This window comes from Rhizobacter sp. OV335 (assembly GCF_900142965.1).
Classification (GTDB): Bacteria; Pseudomonadota; Gammaproteobacteria; order Burkholderiales; family Burkholderiaceae_C; genus Rhizobacter.
Genome location: NZ_FRCQ01000021.1, coordinates 49,985 through 68,681 on the forward strand (window position 1 = coordinate 49,985; position 18,697 = coordinate 68,681).

Below are 18,697 nucleotides of genomic sequence, written 5' to 3' on the forward strand. Positions count from 1 at the left end.
GGTTGCAATTTGTTGCGAGTTGGTGGGGTCGAATCATCGGGGTAACAGAATGCGAATGCCACCTACAAGTGCCCGTTTTGAGGGCAGCAAATGTCAACGATTGCGAACCCTCGTTGCCAAGTCGAGGCCTCTGCACCGAGCATGCACATACCTGCGCTTTGGACCCTGTCATCGCGCCGGCATGCGCCGACAACACCGACACCACTCCACGATCACGACATCCCGCCATGCGCTTGCGAATGGTTCATCAATTGGCGCTGCTGCTGCTGGCCACGGTCACGCTGTCGGTGCTGTGCGTCATCGTCGGCGCGCTGCTCAGCCTGAGCGGTGGCGCATCCGACTACGTCCACGATCGCGAATCGCGCCGGTTGAATCGTTTTGCGGTCTACGTCGGCGAGCAGGCGAGTGCCCGCGGCGGCTTGCCGGCGGTGGCCTCCGACTTCGACGACATGCGCAGGCTGGTCGACGGCTTTCTCGCTCGCGAAGCCGACCCGCAGGAACCCGACATCGGCCCCCAGACCAGCCGGGTTCGGCAACCCGGCTTCGCGGGCCGCATCCGGATCCTCGACGCCAACGGCATGCGGGTGGCGGGCAGTCCCGCGGAACCGAGCGGCCGCACGCTGGCCCGCGAAATCCTCGTCAACGGCCGCGCGGTGGGCTCGGCCCTGCTGGACCTCGGCGATCAGACCAGCGACTCCGACATCGATTTCCTGCGCAGCCAGTACCAAGGTGTCGCGGTGGCCGCCCTCGTGTCACTGGCCGTCTCAATCGGCTTGGCCATGCGCGTCGCCCGCCGATGGAGCCGGCCGCTCGGCGCGCTGCAGGAGGTGACACGCAAGCTCGCCGGCGGCCATTTCGAATCGACCGAACCGTCATTCGATGGCCCGGAAGAGATCGTGCAGCTGTCGCACGACGTGTCGGCGATGGCGAACTCGCTGCGCCGCCTGGAACTGACCCGCCGCAAGTGGATGGCCCAGATCTCCCATGAACTGCGCACGCCGCTGTCCGTGCTGCAAGGCGAGATCGAATCGATGGAAGACGGTGCACGCGAACCCAACCGCGCGCTCGTGATGAACCTCGGCGAAGAGATTCGCCACATGGTGCGCATCGTCGATGACCTGCACCTGCTGGCGGTCGCGGACCTCGGCAGCCTGCCTTGCCACAAGGTCGACCTGGATCCGCTGGACACGCTGGAGTACGTCGTTGCAAAGCTCGTCCGCCATCCATCCCTCGACGGCCTGGAGGTCGACGTGAATGCCGCCGCACCGCGCGTCGTGCGGGCCTCATGGGACCCGGTGCGCATCGAGCAGGTGCTGCGGAACCTGCTGACCAACAGCGGCCGCTACACGTCGCGCCCGGGGCGCGTGCGCGTGGCCTGGGCGCTGTCCGAGGACGCTCGGCAGATGCGGTTGACGGTCGAAGACTCGGCGCCTTGCGTCGACCCGGCCGACATCCCCCACATCTTCGAGCCGCTCTTCCGCGGCGATCGGTCCCGCCAGCGCAGCGGAACAGGCAGCGGGCTGGGCCTGGCGATCGTGCGTGCCATCGTGATCGCCCACGGTGGCACGGTCGACGCCAGCCCGTCCGCATGGGGCGGCCTGGCCATGCAAGTGATGCTTCCGGTGAAGGCGCAGCAGCAAGGAGCCCCCGCGTGAACACCTCGATGGACACCACCCCGATCCTCATCGCCGAGGACGACGTGAAGATCGCCGACATGCTCGGCAACTACCTGCGGGCCCAGGGCTGGCAGACGCTGGTGGTCCACAACGGCATCGCCGCGGTGAACGAGGTGCGCATGCAGCGCGCGTCGATCCTGCTGCTCGACCTGATGCTGCCGGGGCTCGACGGCCTCGAGGTGTGTCGCTCGATCCGCGAGTTTTCGTCGGTGCCGATCATCATGCTGACGGCCCGCATCGACGAAGTCGATCGCCTGCTCGGCCTGGAAGCCGGCGCGGACGACTATGTCTGCAAGCCGTTCAGCCCGCGCGAGGTCGCGGCGCGCGTGAAGGCGCAATGGCGGCGCGTCACCGGCCAGTTCCGCACCATGTCGCACGGCGGCTTCGACGTCAACGAGGCGGCGCAGCGCATCCTGTGGCAAGGCCGCGCGCTCGACCTGACGACCTCCGAATACCGCATCCTGCGTGCACTGCTGGTGCGCGCCGGCGCCATCCTGTCACGCGCGCAACTGCTCGATGCGGTGCGGCAGGACTTTCGCGACACGGCCGATCGCACCGTCGACAGCCACATCCGCAACCTGCGGCGCAAGCTTGAGGAGGTGCGGCCGCAGGGCTCCGGCATCGTCGCGGTGTACGGCGTCGGCTACCGCTTCGACCCGTGACGCGCAACCCGTGTGAGCCCTGCCCACAGAGGCCTGTTTTCAGGTATGTTCAAACCCAGGGATCGGCCTCGCAGGCCGCCCGATCGTTCCGGGGGACCCGATGAAAGTCGCAATCGTTGACGACGATCCTTCACAGGTCGACTTGATCTCGCATGCCATCTCCAGCCTCGGGCACGACTGCCAAGGGTTCGAGCGCGGCCAGGCCCTGATCCGGCAGATGCGGCGCGACACCTTCGACTTCCTGGTCCTCGACTGGCACCTGCCCGACATGACCGGGCCTGAGATCGTGACCTGGGTCCGCAACAAGGTCGAGCACCGCATTCCGATCCTCTTCGTGACGAACCGCAACGAAGAGCGCGACCTGATGGACGCGTTGGCCAACGGTGCCGACGACTACCTGACCAAGCCGGTGCGTGTCGGCGAACTGGCCGCCCGAGTGAACGCGCTGATGCGCCGCAGCTACCCCGTCGTCACGAGCGAGATCGAAGCCTTCGGCCGCTACAGCTTCGACACCCGGCGCCGCGTGCTGTCAATCGAAGGGCAAACGATCGAGTTGAAGCAGAAGGAGTACGAGCTGGCGCACTTCCTGTTCCACAACGTGGGTAGGTTGTTGTCGAGGCAGCACCTGCTCGAGAAGGTGTGGGGCGTGAACCCCGAGATCTGGTCGCGGAGCCTGGACACGCATGTCTCGAACCTTCGCAACAAGCTCGGCTTGCGGCCTTCGTCCGGCTACCGGCTCAGCGCCGTCTACGGCGTGGGCTACCGGCTCGAGACGCTGGACGAATCCGGGGCGACAGCGGCGCTGCCCGTGTCCGAATCCGGCTCGCGCGACTGAAGCCCGGGCAGGTACAGGCTCATCGTCAGGCCCTGCGTCGCCGCGCGTCGCTGACGCAGCATGCCACCGTGTCGGCGCGCCACCAGTTCGGCGAACCCCAGCGCGTAGTCGCCCTCGGCTGGCAGCACCGGCACGCCCTCGCCGGCGTCGCCGCCCGGCATCGGCGAGAAGCTCAGGTCCGGCGTCGCGCCATGATCGGTCACCTCGACGGCCGTGCCTGTGGCACGGCGGACGACGCCGCATTGGATGCTCGCCCCACCCGGGCTTCGCCCGAGCGCATGCCGCAGCAGATGACCGATCGCCCGCTGCAGCAGCTGGGCATCGCCCGCGACGTACACCGGCCCGCCTGCGGCCTGGGGTCGGCGGATCGTGACCCGGCGTTCGCGGGAGCGTTCCCACAGATCGTCGACCGCCTCGGCCGCCACATCGTTCAGGTCAAACGTCTCGCAACGCAGCTCGGCCTGCTGCGCCCGCACATAGCGCACGAAGTTGTCGGCCATGGCCAGGGCGGTGATCGAGTTGCTTTCGACCTGCGAGAGCAGATCGGCTTCGCTGGTCGAGCCCTGGTGAAGGCGCCACAGCTCGACCACGCTGAGGATGGTGGAATGCGGCGCGCGCAGGTCGTGGTTGAGCAGCCGCAGCGCCGCGTCGAGCTGCTGTTGCGCCAGTTGTTCGGCGGTGCAGTCGCGCACCGACACGCTCCAACCCGACACGCCGCCGAACACCCCGAAGCGCGGCGTCGCGCGGACGAGCAGGTGTCGTTGCTGCGCGTCCTGCGACTCGCATTCGAAGCCGTGTTGCGGCACATCGCCTTGCGGCCACACGGCCGAACGGTCGCTGAGGCGGACCGTGCCGCTGAAGACATCGGCGATGGCTCGCCCGTGGAGCGGCCCGGCACCCGGCCCGTTGAAACACGCCACCGCGGCCGCGTTCGCGTGATCGATGCGCCCCGCGGCGTTCACCAGCAGCATCGGGCCCAGATGGGCGTCGGCGATGGCACGGCGATGGGTGTGCGGGCTCAGCATCGGGCCGTTGCGCCCGAGTGCCGACAGGTGCTGCAGAAGCCCGTGCCAGCCGCCGCGCCCCAGCGGCCTCGCCCCCGTGGGAGCGGGCACCTTGTCCGGTCGTGACGGTGAGGCTGGCATGAGTTCATTGTGGGCGGAGCCCTCGGCGCTTTGCAAGGCCAAACCGAGCCTTTGCCGGCGGCCCGGTCGCCTCAATCGCCAACAACTGTCAACTCGCCGCGGTGCTTCGCGGACCACCGGAATAAGTCACGCGCCACCCCAACAGCTCGCCTGCGGTCGTGCCGAAATGGCAGGCACGATGCCTCTCCGTCGCGCCTCCTTCGTCCGTTCGCGGGCGTTCCCATGACCATCGACATCTTGTCCACCGTCGCTGCCTTGCCCGCTGCGCCTGCCCCGGCCGCGCGGCGATTCCGCCCGCTGGTGTCGCGCACGCTCGCCGCCATCGCGTTGAGCTGCCTGGTGTGCTCGGGGTTGTCGCTCGGGTTGCACGCCTGGCTCGCGTTCAGCGCGCAGGCCGACGACGAGCAATCGATGGCGCGCGACATCGCCGCCACGCGCCTGCCCCGCCTGGCGGATGCCCTTCGCCGGCGCGACGGCAGCGCGATCCAGCACGAGCTCGACCTGATCTCCCGCTACCCGCGCCTGGTGAACGCGCGGCTCGTCGCCGAGACCGGCGCCACCTATGCGGCCGGCGTGCCGTCGGACCTGCCCGGTGCGCCGCAAGGCGTGCTGCACGACGTGCTGCCGCGCGCGGCGCTGCGCGGCGTCGAGATGCCGATCGCCGCGGCAGGCGCCGATCCTTCGGTGCTCGGCCGGCTCGAGCTCGACTTCGATCGCAGCGGCCTGTCGGCCGAGGTGCGCCGCAGCGTCGCGCGAACGGCCGTCGCGATCGTGCTGCCGGCGGTGTTGCTCGCACTGCTGGTGGCCTGGATGCTGCACCGCGACATCTCGCGCGGCCTGCGCCTGATCGCCCGGCAGGCGGCCTTGCTGAAGCCCGAAGAACTCGGCCCGCCCCCGACCTGGCCGCGCCCGCAGCGCCGCTGGCGCGACGAGATCGACCTGGTGGCCGACAGCTTCCAGCAACTGCACCACGGCATCGCACGCTACGTCGGCGAACGCGACCGCGCGCTGCGCAGGCTCGGCGCCGAGCGCGACCGCCTCGAGAGCGCGGTGCAGCAACGCACCGCCGACCTGACGCGGCTGAACCGGGTGCTCGAATCGGCCTCGCGGCTGTCGGCCCGCCTGATCTACCTGCCGCCCGACGCCTATCCGCTGGCGCTTCGCATGGCGCTGGCCGATATCGCCGAACTGCTGGGCGCCCGCGCCTGCGCACTGGCCGAACGCGGCGAGGCCCGCCGCTGGGCCTGGACCTTCAGCGGCGGCCCCGGTGCCTGCCCGGCCGAAGGCACCGAGCTGCCGCCGCTGTTCCCGGTCGACGGCTGGCAGATGCAGTGGTGCACCGAGAGCAGCGACTGTCACGAATCGCGCGCGCTGCTGCACGCCTGCGCCGCCGCCTCGCTGCAGGTGTGCCGGCACGATGCCGCCGACAGCGGCCAGTTGCTGGCCTGCCTGGACCTGCCGCAGGCGGTCGAGGAGCGCGAGATCGCGCTGATCGCCAAGCCGCTGTTCGGTGCGCTCGCACGCTGGCGCGACCTGGCGCAGCTGGAGCAGGCGCGTCGCGAGCTGCTGCACCAGTCGCGCAGCGATGCGCTCACCGGCCTGGCGAACCGCCGCGCGTTCGACGAGCGCAAGCTGGAAGAAGTCCGCCGCGCCTGGCGTTCGCAGCGCCCGCTGACGCTGGTGATGATCGACATCGATCACTTCAAGCGCTTCAACGATCGCTACGGGCACGCGGCCGGCGACGACTGCCTGGCGCGCGTCGCGCGGGCGATCGGTGCGGCCTTCGAGCGCGGCGGCGAATGCGCGGCCCGCATCGGTGGCGAGGAGTTCGCGGTCCTGCTGCCCGACGTCAGCCCGGCCGACGCCGAGCGCCGCTGCGGGCGCATCCGCCAGACCCTCCACCACATGGCGATCCCGCATGCCGATTCTTCGCTCGGCATCGTCACGGTCAGCATGGGCATCGCCGCGCTGTGCCTGACCGAGCGACCTCCGCCCGACATCGCCTTCGACCGGCTGCTCAAGCGCGCCGACATGGCGCTCTACGGCGCGAAGTCGGCCGGCCGCGACGGCATCGTGATGCTGATGTGAATTCCTAGCGCCCCACCCAGGGCGCGATGAACTCGATCAAGCGTTGCCGGGAGCGTTGCAGCGCCTCGGGATTGCCGCCGACGTGCACGCCCTCGCCGGGATGCAGCCCGTTCGGCACCTCCTTGCGCACGCGCACCGGCGCGTGCGAATCGAAGCCGTGGTACGCACCGGCATAGGCCTCGATCTGCACCGCGGGCGACCCCGCGCCGCCGTCGATCCCCGCCTGCGCCGCCAACGCGTGGCAGGGCGCGGCGGGCGTCCAGTCGTCGGCCTCGCCGACCAGCACCAGCAGCGGTGCCGACGGCTGGTAGCCGCGCCGCAGGTCGGCTTCGCAACCGGGGTAGAACGCGACCGCGAAGGCCGGCTGCAGCGGCGCATCGCGCACCTCGCGCTGCCGCAGGTTGGTGGTCGACAGCACGGTGCTGCCGCCGTTCGACCAGCCGACGAGCCCCAGCCGCTGCGCATCGACATCCGGCCGCTGCGCAAGCCAGTGCAGCGACGCGAGCGCATCGAGCCGGCGGTTGGCCTGCGTCACCTGCCGCGTGCCGACACGCTGCGTGCACAGCTCGGTCTCGCCGCGCGGCGTCAGCGAATCCACCACCAGCGCATGCATGCCCTGCTGGTTGAACAGCTGCGCGTACTCGCGCATGCGCTCGCCGAGCCGGCCGCGGTGGTCGTACGGGCCGCTGCAGCCGTGCAGCAGCACGACTGCCGGCGCCTGCCGCTTGTCGACGCCGAACCACCAGGCCTTCAACGTGACGACCTGGCCGCCGCGGCGGTCGAGGCTGTCGAAGGCGACCTCGGTCTGCGCCTGTGCGCCGAACATCGCCGCGCAGCCGACAGCGACCAGCCAGCGCAACCCGCGGATCATGGCTTCAGCCCGTCGGGCGCGATGCCCGTCGCCGCCGGCAACGGCGAGAAGTGCAGCGCCTGCGTGCCCGGCGCGGCGCTGAGCGTCGTCACCGAGCCGATGCCGAAATCCTGCGACCCACCGACACGCCGGTAGCGCCATTGCATCTGGGTGCGCCAGGCGCCGGAACGTTCGATGCTGCGCTCCACCTGCAACTGCACGCGGGCGCCCTTGCCGGCCAGTTCGCCGGTCATCTCGACGAGCGCCAGCCGCAACCCCGGCCCGCTGAGCCGCTCGGCCCACACCATGCAGCGCGCGCCTTGCGCGGCCACCAGCAGCACGCGGCTGTCGCTGCCGGGCGCGGCGAGCACCGTGCCGGGCTCGCCGGCGAGCAATTCGTCGGTGGAGCCGCGCATCGGGTCGACCGGAGAGAAACCCTGCGCGAGGGCCCAGTCGACCGCGGCGGCGGCCTGGCCTTCGGTCTGGATGCAGGCTTCGCGGAACAGGCGGGCCACCGCGCGCGGGTCGGCCCAGAGCGAACCCAGCGGCAGGCTCTCGGGCGCCGCTTCGGCATTCGCGGGCGGCGTCGCCAGTGGCGTGATCAATTCGGCCGCCGAGGTCACCGGAAAAGTCACCGCCGGTTCGACCACCGACGGTGCCACGGGTGGTGCCACGACCTGCGCGAGCGACACCCCGGGCCACGCCACCCACAACGCAAGCATCGCCGCCTGCCCGATGTCCGCCATGACGGACCGATTGCCTCTGACCATGCCCACGTCCTGCCCTTCGTTGCTGCCACGTTGCCGAGGGCGCGATGGTCGCACAGGCCATCGGCAGCGGGCAAAGGCCGGGCGCTCAGTCCTTCCAGGCGTGCGGCGAATCGTCGACGAACGGCTCGCCGACACGCGACGGTGCGCCCTCGTCCAGGTAGACCTTCGCCACGCGCGACCCGAGCTTGACGCTCAGCTCCGAGACGCCCGAGCCGTGCATCTTCGAGAACTGGTTGACGCTGATGCCGTCGCCGAGCACGGTCACCATCCGGCCCGGCTTGCGCAGGTCGGCCGGCACGTCGTCTAGCTTGACCTGCGATTGGTCCATCGAGGTCGAGCCGATGAACTCTGCCTTGTGCTGTCCGACCAGCGCGTGGGGACGCGGCGGGTCCCCCTCCTTGTTGCCGTTGCTGCGCCTCGGTGCACCTTCGGTGTAGCCCCAGGCGATCGCGCCGTGCACTTCCGGGTCGCCCTTCACCGTGTAGTTGCTGCCGTAGCCGATCTGCGAGCCCGTCTCGGCGACATCCACCTGGCGCAGCTTGGCCTCGATCTTCAGCGTCGGTTCCAGCGGATGGTTCTCATCGCCGAACGGTGCCTGGCCGTGGAAGGTCGCGCCCATGCGCACCATGTCCTTGTGCAGCTCCTTGCCGAGGAAGACCGTCGACGAGGCGCCGATCGATTCGTCGATGCCGGGGAACTGCTCGGCAATCCAGTTGAACGTCTCCAGCTGCTGCTGCGTCTTGTGGCCGGCAACATGCTCGTACAGCGTCGAGCCCTCGAGCGGCTGCGCGATGTCGGAGTCGGACAGGTGCGACATCACCAGCATGATGTCCAGGTTGGGCAACTGCCCCGAGCGCCACAGCTCGGCCAGGTCGGCCACGCGCTTGTCGCGGATGCCGGCGCGCGTCATCCCGGTATCGAACTGCAGCACGGCCGGCAGCTTGCGGTTCGCCGCCTCGCCTGCCGCGTTCCACATCTTCACCTCGTCGACGCCGTTGAGCACCGGAGTGATCTTGTGGTTGATCAGGTAGCGCAGGTCTTCACCGGGGGCGATGCCATCGAGCATGTTGATCGCGACGCCCTTCTCCAGGTCCGGCCGTTGCGCCTTGAGCGCCGCGCGCAAGTCCGCCGCTTCCCCGGCGCTGGCCACGAAGAAGTCTCTGCAGCCTTCGGAGAGGGCCACCATCGCGATCTTGACGCGTTCCTCGTCCATGCCGGGGCCCTGGGTCTGGTCCAGGCCGTAGCCGCTGGCCTTGACGACGGCGGCCATGCGCCGGCCCGGGATCCATTTGGGTTCGGTGGCAGTCGGGTCGCTGTAGTCCGGGCGAGGGCCGGCGCCGATCATGGCCAGGCCAAGGCGGATGTTGCGCCGCATCGCACCGCAGTCGATGGTGGCGCGGGCGCGGATGAAGGTGCGTCGTTGCGCGGCGTCGGTGGCCTTCTCCGCGGCGACTGCTTCTGCGGCCTCGGCCGCCTGCGTCGCCCCGGTCAGGCGACCGACCATCGCGCCCAAGCCGCCGCGGCGCGGCCCTTGGGACTGCCTGGCACCGACCGCCACCGGATCGCGGGTCTTCGGCCCGACGTTGGTGGCGCGGGTGGTCTGCGAGCGGGTGGGGCTCGACGGCTCGGTCTCGGTGCCGGTGCCCTGCCGCGACGATTCGGGATCGACGACGCGGCGGCTGGTCGCCTCGGCGTTGTTGCGCCGGGCTGAAAAGGTGCTGAACATGTTGGACCTTTCTGTTCGGATGGAAGGATGACGAAGAAGGCGATGGCGGCGGCGCGCTCAGGCGGCCGACGAGGACGATGCGTCCTGCGGGCCGGGCCGGCGCTGCGTCAGCTGCATGTCCTGTTGCCGGTTGACGGCCGCTTCGTTCGTCATGTCGACATTGGGGTGCGCGTAGGTGCTCACGCTGGCGGTGTCGCTGTCGCGATCTCCGGCCCCAGCGGATTCGGCATCCTCGATCCTGGCCCGGCGTTCCGGATCCGGCTGCGCCGCTCCGGCGTTCGCGAAGTCGTAGTACAGCAACCCGTTCCAGACCCCGACGACCAGCGCGCTCAAGAGGTCCTGCACCATGGCGGGCTTCTTGGCCATGGAAGGCCCGATGGCCGACAGGAAGCTGATGGTCAGCGCCAGAATGGCCGTCCGCACGGCCCAGGGGCCGAAAGCCGTGTTCGCCAGGTAGCCCTTCTGCAAGCCGACGTTCTTGATGTTGAGTTCCAGCGCGTGGGTGTCCTCGCCTGCGTTCATGGCCGAGCGCAGCGCCGGGATCCCCTGGAAGACTAGATCCTCGCCGACCTCGCCGAGCAGGTTCAGGCCGCCGCGGATGAGGGCGTTCTTCACCTGATCGGCGGCGCTCGTCCCTGCATGCCAGGCGGCCGGACCCGACGGCGACGCCAGCCTCGACATGCCGAAGCTCACGAAGGCCTGATCCAGCATGTAGAACACGCTCATCGCACCGAAGTGTTTCCGGTCCGGCGACTTGCCCTCGGTGTGCGGGTTGTTCAGTCGCAACCACGACTGCACTCCGGGGTCTCGCCACGCGGTGTAGAGACTGAACCCGATGTGCAGCGCGGCCGAGTCGCCGAGCGTGCCGTCGTGCGCGTTCGCAATGATTTCGGCGACGCCCGCGGCCAACGAGGTGCCGCCCATGATCAGGCGCGACTGCGCGGTCGACGCCGTGCCGGTTCCAGCCCGCTTGTCACGCAGGTGGCCGGCCGTCAGCAGACCGAGCGCGAGGCCCTGGCCGAACAGAAAGCCCAGGAAGGCCTTGACCTCCGGCGAGACGTTGCCCTTCTGGAGTGCGGCCTCGAGGAGAAAGGTGCCGCCCTGGCGCAGCGCCGTCGACACGAGCACCGACGGGATGTTGCGCATGACGACGACGCCGCCCGAGGCCAGGCCCTTGCCCAAGGTGCTGGTGAAGTCCTTGTTGGCGGCCACCCGGCCCGGAAAGGCCATCGCCGCCGAGGCCATCTGCCTGGCCTGGTCCATCCGCGACGGTTGGGCCGGCGAGGTCGAGCCGTCGTCATGCACCGACGGGTCGCGCGGCGGATGTCCCTCGATGATGAGGTCGCGCAGTGCAGCGGCCGCCGCATCATGGTCCGGCGTGTTGCCGCCGGGGGAGAACATCTCCTGCAGCGCGACGCCCAGAGCGTCCTCGGGCCGGTGGCCGCTGGCGACGAAGCGCTCCAGCTCCGCGTTGACGACATCCATGTCGATGCCGTCGTGGAACTCCTGCCTCGCCTGCTCGACATCGGCCACGGTGATCTCCGCGGGTGACCGGGTCAGCGGCGACGTGTCGGACTTCGCCGGCGTCTTCTTCGTCAATGCCCCGTGCGTCGCGGCCCGCTTCACGGTGCCCGCGTCCGTCGAGCGGCGCGGTGCCATCGAACCGGTCTTCTGGCTGCTGCGCGAGTTGCTCCGGCTCACGGGCTTCGGCAGGCCCGCGTCTTCCGCTTTCTCGACATGCTGCGAGTTGGCGCGGGAAAGGGTCGGCTGCTTCGGCGTCGTCGGCAGCGGGATGTCGGCCGGATTCGGCAGCGACGATGTCGAGGACTTGCGCGCGACGCTGGAGGGCGCGGTTGGAATTGACATGGCAGAACCTTCGGGTGGGGTGGTGTTGGCGGTACCCGAACGATTCTTCCCATCGTGTTACTGACGGTTGCGTGACATGCGAAGCCGCGTTCGCGCAACCGAAGCCGCCCGCCTCTCACCCCCTCCGGTCATCACGCCGTCATCAGACAGCCGGCGTCGGCCCGCTGAGCGCCTTGCGCAGCCGCCCCGGCGCCATGCCGTACAGCTGCTGGAAGTGCCGGATGAAGTGCGACGCGTCCGAGAAGCCGCTCTCGCCGGCGATCGTCACCACCGGCAGGTCGGTGGTGGTCAGCAGGTAGCGCGCGTACTTCAGCCGCGAGTTGCGGTAGTGCTCCGACGGGCTCGCGCCGGTCTCGGCGAGGAACACCCGCTCCAGCTGCCGGCTGCTCGACTTCACCAGCCGCGCGATCACCGCGATCTCCAGCGGCGTCGTGATGTTCTTCTCCATCAGCACGATGGCCTGGCGCAGCTTCTCATGGTCGCTCGACTCGTAGCCCAGCGCATGCCGGCGCGCCACGTGGCTCGCGGTCTTCTCGGCGTTCACCGTCATCTGGTGCACCACCTTGGCCGCACGGTCGGCGCCGCAGTGCACCCGCACCAGCTCGGCCGCCAGCTCGACGATCGAGATGCCGCCGGCGCAGGTGATGCGGTTCGAGCCGATCGCATAGTGCGAGCGCGTCTCGAAGGCCAGGCCCGGGTGCATCGCCTGCCAGTCGTCGACATGGAACGGGTGGATGCACGGCGCATGGCCGTTCAGCAGCTCGAAGCGCGCCAGCACGAAGCTGCCGGTGCAGATGCCGATCAGCGGCACCTGGGCCGCCGCCACCGAGCGCAGGAAGGACACATAGCGCGTGTCGGCGCTGCCGATCTGCGGCAGCAGCCCGCCGATCACCGCGACGTAGTCGTAGTCGACCGGTGCCGACAGCGGCAGGTCGACCGGCACCCGCACGCCGCAGCTCGCCGCCACCGACTCGCCCGGCGTGCCGAGGATGGCCCATGAGCAGCGGTTCTGCCGGCTCTGGTCGCCCAGGTCGGCAGCATGGCGCAAGCCGTCGCACAGGCCGGCCAGCGACAGCAGCGGAAACCCGGGCCACAGCAGGATGCCGACGCGCAGCTCGGCCTTCGAGGCCGACTTCTTTCCGGGGCGGCTCGGCTGCTCGGCGTGGTCGAGCCGATCGACCAGCGAGCGCGCCTCATCGGTGCGTGATTCGTCGGCCAGGGTTTTCCCGGAATGTCGCATCCGTTCAATATAGCCGCAGGGCCCTGCCATGCCGTCGCGGGGATCGTCCCTAGCATCCCCTTCGTCGCAATCAGTACGCACGGCGGGGACACATGAAAGACACACTGCTGACGGTCAAGGGCCTGAAGAAGAGCTACGGTTCGGCCGAGGTGCTCAAGGACATCTCGTTCCAGTTGCAGCGGGGCGAAACGCTCTCGCTGATCGGCCCCAGCGGCTCCGGCAAATCGACCTGCCTGCGCTGCGTGAACTTCCTCGAGAAACCGAGCGGCGGCGAGATCGTGCTCGAAGGCGAGCGCATCGGAACGGTGCGCACCGGCGACGGGCGCGAACGCATCATGAGCGACCGCGAACTCGCACCGCAACGCAGCGAGATCGGGATGGTGTTCCAGGGCTTCTACCTGTGGCCGCACTTGAACGTACGCGACAACGTCGCGCTTGCGTCGATCAAGGCCGGCGGCATGCCGCGCGCCGAGGCGTATGAACTGGCCGAGCAGATGCTCGAGAAGGTGCACCTGCGCCACAAGGCCGACGAGTACCCCGAGCGCCTGTCCGGCGGCCAGCAGCAGCGGGTGGCGATCGCTCGTGCGCTGGCCCAGAAGCCCAAGCTGATCCTGTTCGACGAACCGACCTCGGCGCTCGACCCCGAGCTGGTCGGCGAGGTGCTGGGCGTGATCCGCGAGCTGGCAGAGGAAGGCCGCTCGATGATCCTGGTGACGCACGAGATCCGCTTCGCCCGCGACGTGGCCGACCGCGTGATCTTCATGGACGGCGGCGTGATCGTCGAGGAAGGCCCGGCGGCCGACGTGATCGACCGGCCCGGGAAGGAGCGCACGCGCGCCTTCCTCGGCCAGGTCGGCCAAGTCGGTGAACTCTCCGGGCTGGCCACGTGATGCTCGACGCCCTGCCCACCATCGTGCTGACGCTGCTCCAGGGCGCCGTCACCGCCGCGCAGGTCGCGCTCGGCGCCGCGCTGATCGCGTTCACGCTCGGCCTGCTGCTCGCGCTGCTCAACGTGTTCACCGCGCTCGCCGTGCTGCGCACCGCGATCGGCGTCTACGTGGAGTGGATGCGCAACGTGCCGGCGCTCGCCCACCTGTTCATCCTGTACTTCGGCCTCGCGTCGATCGGCGTGCGCTTCTCGCCGAAGGGCGCGGCCATCGTCGGCCTCGGCCTGGTCGGCGCGGCCGTGCTGTGCGACGTGTTCAGCGCCGGCATGCGCGCGCTGCACGTCGGCCAGCGCGAGGCGGCGCTCGCCTGCGGGCTGTCGCCGCTGCAGGCGCTGCGCTACATCGTGCTGCCGCAGATGCTGCGGCTGACGCTGCCGGCGATCGGCAACTACGCGAGCCAGCTGATCAAGGACACCTCGATCGCGTCGGCCATTGCCGCGCCCGAGATCATGTTCTACGCCCGCAACCTGGTGACGTCGACCTTCCAGACGCCGCTGATCTACGCCAGCGCGGTGGTGCTCTACACGAGCATCGTGTTCCCCGTCAGCTGGATGTTCAACCGCATGGAACGCCGGCTGGGGGTGGGACGATGAGCGCGTTTTTCCAGGTGTATCGGGAGTACCTGCCCGAATGGTGGCCGCGCCTGCTCGAGGCGGCGCGCGTCACCGCCGAGCTGTCGACGCTCGGCTTCGTGCTCGCGCTGTTGCTGGCGGCGCTGCTGGTGGCGATGGCCCGTTCGCGCTCGCCGGCGCTGCGGCTGGCGTCGAACGCGGTGGTGCAGTTCGTGCGCGCGGTGCCGCTGCTCGCGCTGCTGCTGGCGCTGTACTTCGGGTTGCCGTCGTTCGGGCTCACGCTGTCGGGCTACTGGGCCGGCATCCTCGGGCTCGGGCTGCAAGGCGCCGCCTACGTGGCCGAGGTGTTCCGCGGCGGGCTCGATTCGGTGCACCGCGGCCAGCGCGAGGCCGCGCTCGCGGCCGGGCTCACGCCGCGCCAGGTGTTCACCGCGGTGGTGCTGCCGCAGGCGCTGCGCGTGATGCTGCCGCCGCTCGTCAACTGCTACGTCTCGCTGCTCAAGGACAGCTCGCTGTGCGCGCTGATCGCGACCGACGAGCTGATGCTCGCGGCCCGCGCGATGTCCAGCGAGTACTTCCTGCCGCTGCACATCTTCGTGCTGGTCGGGCTCTTCTATTTCGCAATCGCGTTCCCGCTGTCGATGGTCTCCCGCCTGCTGGGCAGGAGGCTGTCGCGCGGACGGCGCGCCATGGGGACCACATGACAACAAACACCAACGCATCGCGCATCGAATCGCTGACCTGGGCCACCCTCGAAGAGACCGCCGCCGCGATCAGCGACGGGCAGGTCAGCAGCGAGGCGCTGGTCGAGCACCAGCTGTCGCGCATCGCCCGCTTCGAGCCGCAGCTGAAGGCCTTCGTCGAGGTCTATGCCGACGAGGCGCGACAGGTGGCGCGCGCGCTCGACGGCCTGCTGCGCGCCGGCATCCGGCTCGGGCCGCTGCACGGCGTGACGATCGCCATCAAGGACCTGTTCGAGATCGAGGGCCGGCCGATCGGCGCCGGCTCGCGCGCGGTGCCGGCCAAGGTCTCGGCGATCAACGCGACGGTGGTCGAGCGGCTGCGCGCGGCCGGCGCGGTGATCATCGGCAAGACCCAGACGGTCGAGTTCGCGTTCGGCGGCTGGGGCACCAATGCGGTGATGGGCACGCCGTGGAACCCGTGGGACCTGCAGACGCACCGCGTGCCGGGCGGCTCGAGCAGCGGCTCGTCGGTGGCGGTGGCGGCAGGCCTGGCCTGCGGCGCGCTCGGCACCGACACCGGGGGCTCGGTGCGCATTCCGGCCGGGCTGTGCGGGCTGGTCGGGCTGAAGACGACGCACGGGCTGGTGAGCCGCCACGGCCTGGTCGAGCTGTGCCCGACGCACGACACGGTGGGCCCGATCGCGCGCAGCGTGCGCGACGTGGCGCTGCTGCTGGACGTGATCGCCGGGCCCGATCCGCGCGACTCGGTCAGCGCCGATGCGCCGGTGCGCCGCGTGATCCACCACATCGAGCACGGCGTGGCCGGCACGCGGGTGTGGGTGCTGCCGGCGTCGGAGCGGCATTCGATCGAATCGGACGTGCTGTCGCTGTACGACCGCGCGCTGTCGACGCTGGCAGAGCTGGGCATGCAGCTGGTCGAGCGGCCGCTGCCGCAGAGCCTGACCGAATCGATGCGCATCGCCGGCAAGCTGATGAGCGCCGAGGGGTATGCCAACCTCGGCGAGCTGTTCGAGCAGGACCTGGTGTTCGACCCGCACGTGCGGCGCCGCATCCTGGCCGGCAAGGACATCGACGCCGCGCAGTACATCGAGCTGCTGAAGATGCGTGACAAGGCGCGCACCGCGATGCTCGACGCGATGGAGAGCGTGGACGTGTGCTTCATGCCGACCAACGCGATCACCGCGATCCCGGTCGGCGAGGTCGACGAGCTGTCGACGCCGCTGTCGCGTTTCGGCCGCTTCGTGAACCTGCTCGACCTGTGCTCGGTCGCGGTGCAGGCGGGGCTGTCGGGCCAGGGGCTGCCGGTCTCGGTGCAGTTCGTCGGCAAGCCGATGGCCGAGCCGCTGGTGCTGCGCATCGCGCATGCGTTCGAGAAGGCCACCCCGTGGCACGAGGCCGTTCCCAACGGGCTGGATTGATCCCCCCCAACGTCAAAGCGAACACCATGCTTCACATCACCGATTCGCAGGTTTCCGAGCTGCTGGACTTCCGCGGCGTCACGGAGGTGCTGGCCGAGGCCTTCCAGGACCTGGCCCATGACAAGGCGGCCGTGCACGGACGCCAGCGCACCGATTGCGCCGGCATGAAGCTCAGCACCATGGGCGGCATCTGGGCCGCGCGCAACGTGGCGGGCGTCAAGGTCTACCCGACGGTAACCGGCCAGTTCAGCTTCGCGATGATCCTGTTCGACCTGTCGACCAACACGCCGGTCGCGGTGCTCGACGGCAACGAGCTGACGCGCTTTCGCACCGCATCGATCACGCGCATGGTGGCCTCGCGCGCGGCCGCGCCGTCGCCCCGCAAGCTGGCGCTGTTCGGCGCCGGACTGCAGGGGCGCTCGCAGGCGCATGCGCTGTGCGAGGTGTTCCGCTTCGACGAGATCTGCGTCGTCGACCCGAAGGCCGAAGGCGCCTGGTGCGACCGGCTGCAGTCGCTGAGCGGCGCGCGCGTGCGCCTGACCACGGCCGAGAAGGCGGTGCGCGATGCGGATGTGGTGATCACCGCGACCCGTTCGTCCGAGCCGGTGTTCGACGGCGAGTGGCTGGCGCCGGGCGCCTTCGTCGCCGCGATCGGCACCAGCACGCCGAAGGGCCGCGAGCTCGACGACACCACGATGAGCCGCGCGGCGCGCATCGTCGTCGAATGGAAGCAGCAGAGCCTGGTCGAGGCCGGCGAGATCGTGCTGTGGAACCAGCGCCACCTGACCGAGAAGTACGTCGACCTGCCGGAGCTGTTCGGCGGCCAGCAGCCGTGGCGGCTGGAACAGCCCGGCATCACCGTGTTCAAGTCGGTCGGCGTCGGGCTGGCCGACGTGGCCACCGCGCAGCTGGTGCTGTCTCGGGTGCGCGGCGGCTGGCTGCTGGCGGCGGACGAGGTCACCGCATGAAGGTCTGTGTGGTCGGCGCCGGCCTGATCGGCTGCGCGAGCGCCTACCAGCTCGCGAAGGCGGGCTTCGAGGTGCAGCTGGTCGATGCGGCGCCCGAGCCGGGCACCGGCACCAGCTTCGCCAACGGCGCGCAGCTGAGCTACAGCTATGTGGAGCCGTTCGCATCGCCGGGCACGCTGCAATCGCTGCCGAAGATGCTGCTGTCATCGGACTCGCCGGTGAAGTTCCGGCTGCGTGCCGACTGGCGGCAATGGCGCTGGGGCCTGCAGTTCCTGCGCGCGTGCCGGCGCGAGACGGCCCTGCACGGCACGGCCGCGCTGCTCGACCTGGCGCAGCGCAGCCGCCGCGTGCTCGAGGGCTGGATGGGCGAGGAGCGCTGGTCGTTCGGCTTCGCGCAGAACGGCAAGCTGGTGCTGTGCCCGGATGAAGACACACTGCGGCGCCAGCGCGCGCAGGTGGAACTGCAGGCGCAGTTCGGTTGCCGGCAGGAGGTGCTGTCGCCCACCGAATGCCGCAACCGCGAGCCGGCACTGGCCGCAGCGCGCGAAGAGATCGCCGGCGGCATCTGGACCGAAGACGAGTGCGTGGCCGACCCCTACCTGCTGTGCCGCGAACTGGTGGCGGGGCTGCGGCGGCTGGGCGGCACGGTGGCGTTCGACACGTCGATCAGCGGCTTCGTGCGCGACGGGCTGCGCTATGCATCGGCGCAGTCGAACCGCGGCGAGCTGACGGCCGATGCCTTCGTGCTGGCGGCCGGGCCGCATGCCGCGGCACTCGCCTCGGGCGTCGGGCTGCACCTGCCGGTCTACCCGATCAAGGGCTACAGCATCACGGTGCCGTTCAAGGGCAGCGCCCGGCCGACTGCGAGCGTCACGCACCTGGGCCGCAAGACGGTGTTCGCGCCGCTCGGCGACCGGCTGCGCGTGGCCGCGATGGCCGAGATCACCGGCTACGGGCTGGAGGTGCCGGCCTCGCGCGTGCGGGCGATGCTCGACAGCGTGGAGGCGGTGTACCCCGGGCTGTGCGAGCTGGAGGCGCCGCAGACCTGGGCCGGCCTGCGGCCCGCGACGCCCGATTCGGTGCCGATCATCGGCCGCGTGCGCGACAGCAACGTCTTCGTCAACGCCGGCCAAGGCGCGCTCGGGCTGACGCTCGCGGCGGGCAGCGCCGAGCGGCTGGCGGGCGAGCTGCAGCGGTATGCGGCCTGACGCACCAATCCGGATCCCGAGG

Annotated in this window: 17 protein-coding genes; 11 read left to right on the forward strand and 6 right to left on the reverse strand. The window is 70.0% G+C overall.

Features of this window, described 5'->3' with window-relative positions; translation table 11 throughout:
- Window positions 1-2: 2 nt before the first annotated feature.
- From BUE42_RS20570 to BUE42_RS20580, 3 genes are all read left to right on the forward strand, one after another.
- Entirely contained in the window at window positions 3-1,655 is a 1,653-nt protein-coding gene (locus BUE42_RS20570) for an ATP-binding protein (RefSeq protein WP_143171650.1), read from the forward strand.
- 8 nt (window positions 1,656-1,663) lie between these two features.
- A complete protein-coding gene (locus BUE42_RS20575) occupies window positions 1,664-2,338 on the forward strand; it encodes a response regulator (RefSeq protein WP_073467234.1) in 675 nt (224 codons plus the stop codon).
- A 100-nt stretch (window positions 2,339-2,438) separates the two neighbouring features.
- Entirely contained in the window at window positions 2,439-3,173 is a 735-nt protein-coding gene (locus tag BUE42_RS20580; protein WP_073467165.1) for a response regulator transcription factor, read from the forward strand.
- Here BUE42_RS20580 and BUE42_RS20585 read toward each other — a convergent pair.
- On the reverse strand, window positions 3,098-4,198 hold the full coding sequence (locus BUE42_RS20585; RefSeq protein ID WP_073467166.1) for a PAS domain-containing sensor histidine kinase: 1,101 nt from the start codon (window positions 4,196-4,198) through the stop codon (window positions 3,098-3,100). The two genes, BUE42_RS20580 and BUE42_RS20585, sit on opposite strands and share 76 nt — an antisense overlap.
- A 342-nt stretch (window positions 4,199-4,540) precedes the next feature.
- Between BUE42_RS20585 and BUE42_RS20590 the strand changes: the two genes are divergently transcribed.
- Entirely contained in the window at window positions 4,541-6,406 is a 1,866-nt protein-coding gene (locus BUE42_RS20590) for a sensor domain-containing diguanylate cyclase (RefSeq protein ID WP_073467167.1), read from the forward strand.
- A 4-nt stretch (window positions 6,407-6,410) separates the two neighbouring features.
- Here BUE42_RS20590 and BUE42_RS33155 read toward each other — a convergent pair whose 3' ends face one another.
- From BUE42_RS33155 to BUE42_RS20610, 4 genes are all read right to left on the reverse strand, one after another.
- The gene (locus tag BUE42_RS33155; protein WP_073467168.1) at window positions 6,411-7,277 is read right to left on the reverse strand and encodes a dienelactone hydrolase family protein; all 867 of its coding nucleotides are present in this window, start codon (window positions 7,275-7,277) and stop codon (window positions 6,411-6,413) included.
- On the reverse strand, window positions 7,274-8,026 hold the full coding sequence (locus tag BUE42_RS33160) for an NMCC_0638 family (lipo)protein (protein ID WP_159445470.1): 753 nt from the start codon (window positions 8,024-8,026) through the stop codon (window positions 7,274-7,276). Before BUE42_RS33160 ends, BUE42_RS33155 begins: the two co-directional genes overlap by 4 nt.
- An 85-nt stretch (window positions 8,027-8,111) precedes the next feature.
- Window positions 8,112-9,752: an alanine racemase gene (locus tag BUE42_RS20605; protein ID WP_073467170.1), complete on the reverse strand. Its 1,641-nt coding sequence runs from the start codon at window positions 9,750-9,752 to the stop codon at window positions 8,112-8,114.
- Window positions 9,753-9,809: 57 nt separating this feature from the next.
- Window positions 9,810-11,285, reverse strand: coding sequence for a hypothetical protein (locus BUE42_RS20610; protein ID WP_143171652.1), 1,476 nt, complete (start codon window positions 11,283-11,285; stop codon window positions 9,810-9,812).
- Here BUE42_RS20610 and BUE42_RS32475 point away from each other — a divergent pair.
- Window positions 11,242-11,682: a hypothetical protein gene (locus BUE42_RS32475; protein WP_235002487.1), complete on the forward strand. Its 441-nt coding sequence runs from the start codon at window positions 11,242-11,244 to the stop codon at window positions 11,680-11,682. The genes BUE42_RS20610 and BUE42_RS32475 overlap by 44 nt on opposite strands.
- 78 nt (window positions 11,683-11,760) lie before the next feature.
- Here BUE42_RS32475 and BUE42_RS20615 read toward each other — a convergent pair whose 3' ends face one another.
- Window positions 11,761-12,858: a GlxA family transcriptional regulator gene (locus BUE42_RS20615; protein WP_073467172.1), complete on the reverse strand. Its 1,098-nt coding sequence runs from the start codon at window positions 12,856-12,858 to the stop codon at window positions 11,761-11,763.
- Window positions 12,859-12,950: 92 nt separating this feature from the next.
- On the opposite strand from BUE42_RS20615, the gene BUE42_RS20620 reads away from it, so the two are divergent.
- The 6 genes from BUE42_RS20620 to BUE42_RS20645 are packed head-to-tail and all read left to right on the forward strand — an operon-like array spanning window position 12,951 to window position 18,675.
- On the forward strand, window positions 12,951-13,748 hold the full coding sequence (locus BUE42_RS20620) for an amino acid ABC transporter ATP-binding protein (protein WP_073467173.1): 798 nt from the start codon (window positions 12,951-12,953) through the stop codon (window positions 13,746-13,748).
- Complete coding sequence (locus tag BUE42_RS20625; RefSeq protein WP_073467174.1) at window positions 13,748-14,398, forward strand: amino acid ABC transporter permease; 651 nt, start codon at window positions 13,748-13,750, stop codon at window positions 14,396-14,398. The genes BUE42_RS20620 and BUE42_RS20625 overlap by 1 nt, the downstream gene beginning before the upstream one ends.
- Window positions 14,395-15,081, forward strand: a complete 687-nt coding sequence (locus BUE42_RS20630; RefSeq protein ID WP_073467175.1) for an amino acid ABC transporter permease — start codon at window positions 14,395-14,397, stop codon at window positions 15,079-15,081. Before BUE42_RS20625 ends, BUE42_RS20630 begins: the two co-directional genes overlap by 4 nt.
- Window positions 15,078-16,499, forward strand: a complete 1,422-nt coding sequence (locus tag BUE42_RS20635; RefSeq protein WP_073467176.1) for an amidase — start codon at window positions 15,078-15,080, stop codon at window positions 16,497-16,499. Before BUE42_RS20630 ends, BUE42_RS20635 begins: the two co-directional genes overlap by 4 nt.
- A gap of 26 nt (window positions 16,500-16,525) precedes the next feature.
- Complete coding sequence (locus BUE42_RS20640) at window positions 16,526-17,467, forward strand: ornithine cyclodeaminase family protein (RefSeq protein WP_073467177.1); 942 nt, start codon at window positions 16,526-16,528, stop codon at window positions 17,465-17,467.
- On the forward strand, window positions 17,464-18,675 hold the full coding sequence (locus BUE42_RS20645) for a D-amino acid dehydrogenase (RefSeq protein ID WP_073467178.1): 1,212 nt from the start codon (window positions 17,464-17,466) through the stop codon (window positions 18,673-18,675). Before BUE42_RS20640 ends, BUE42_RS20645 begins: the two co-directional genes overlap by 4 nt.
- Window positions 18,676-18,697: the final 22 nt, after the last annotated feature.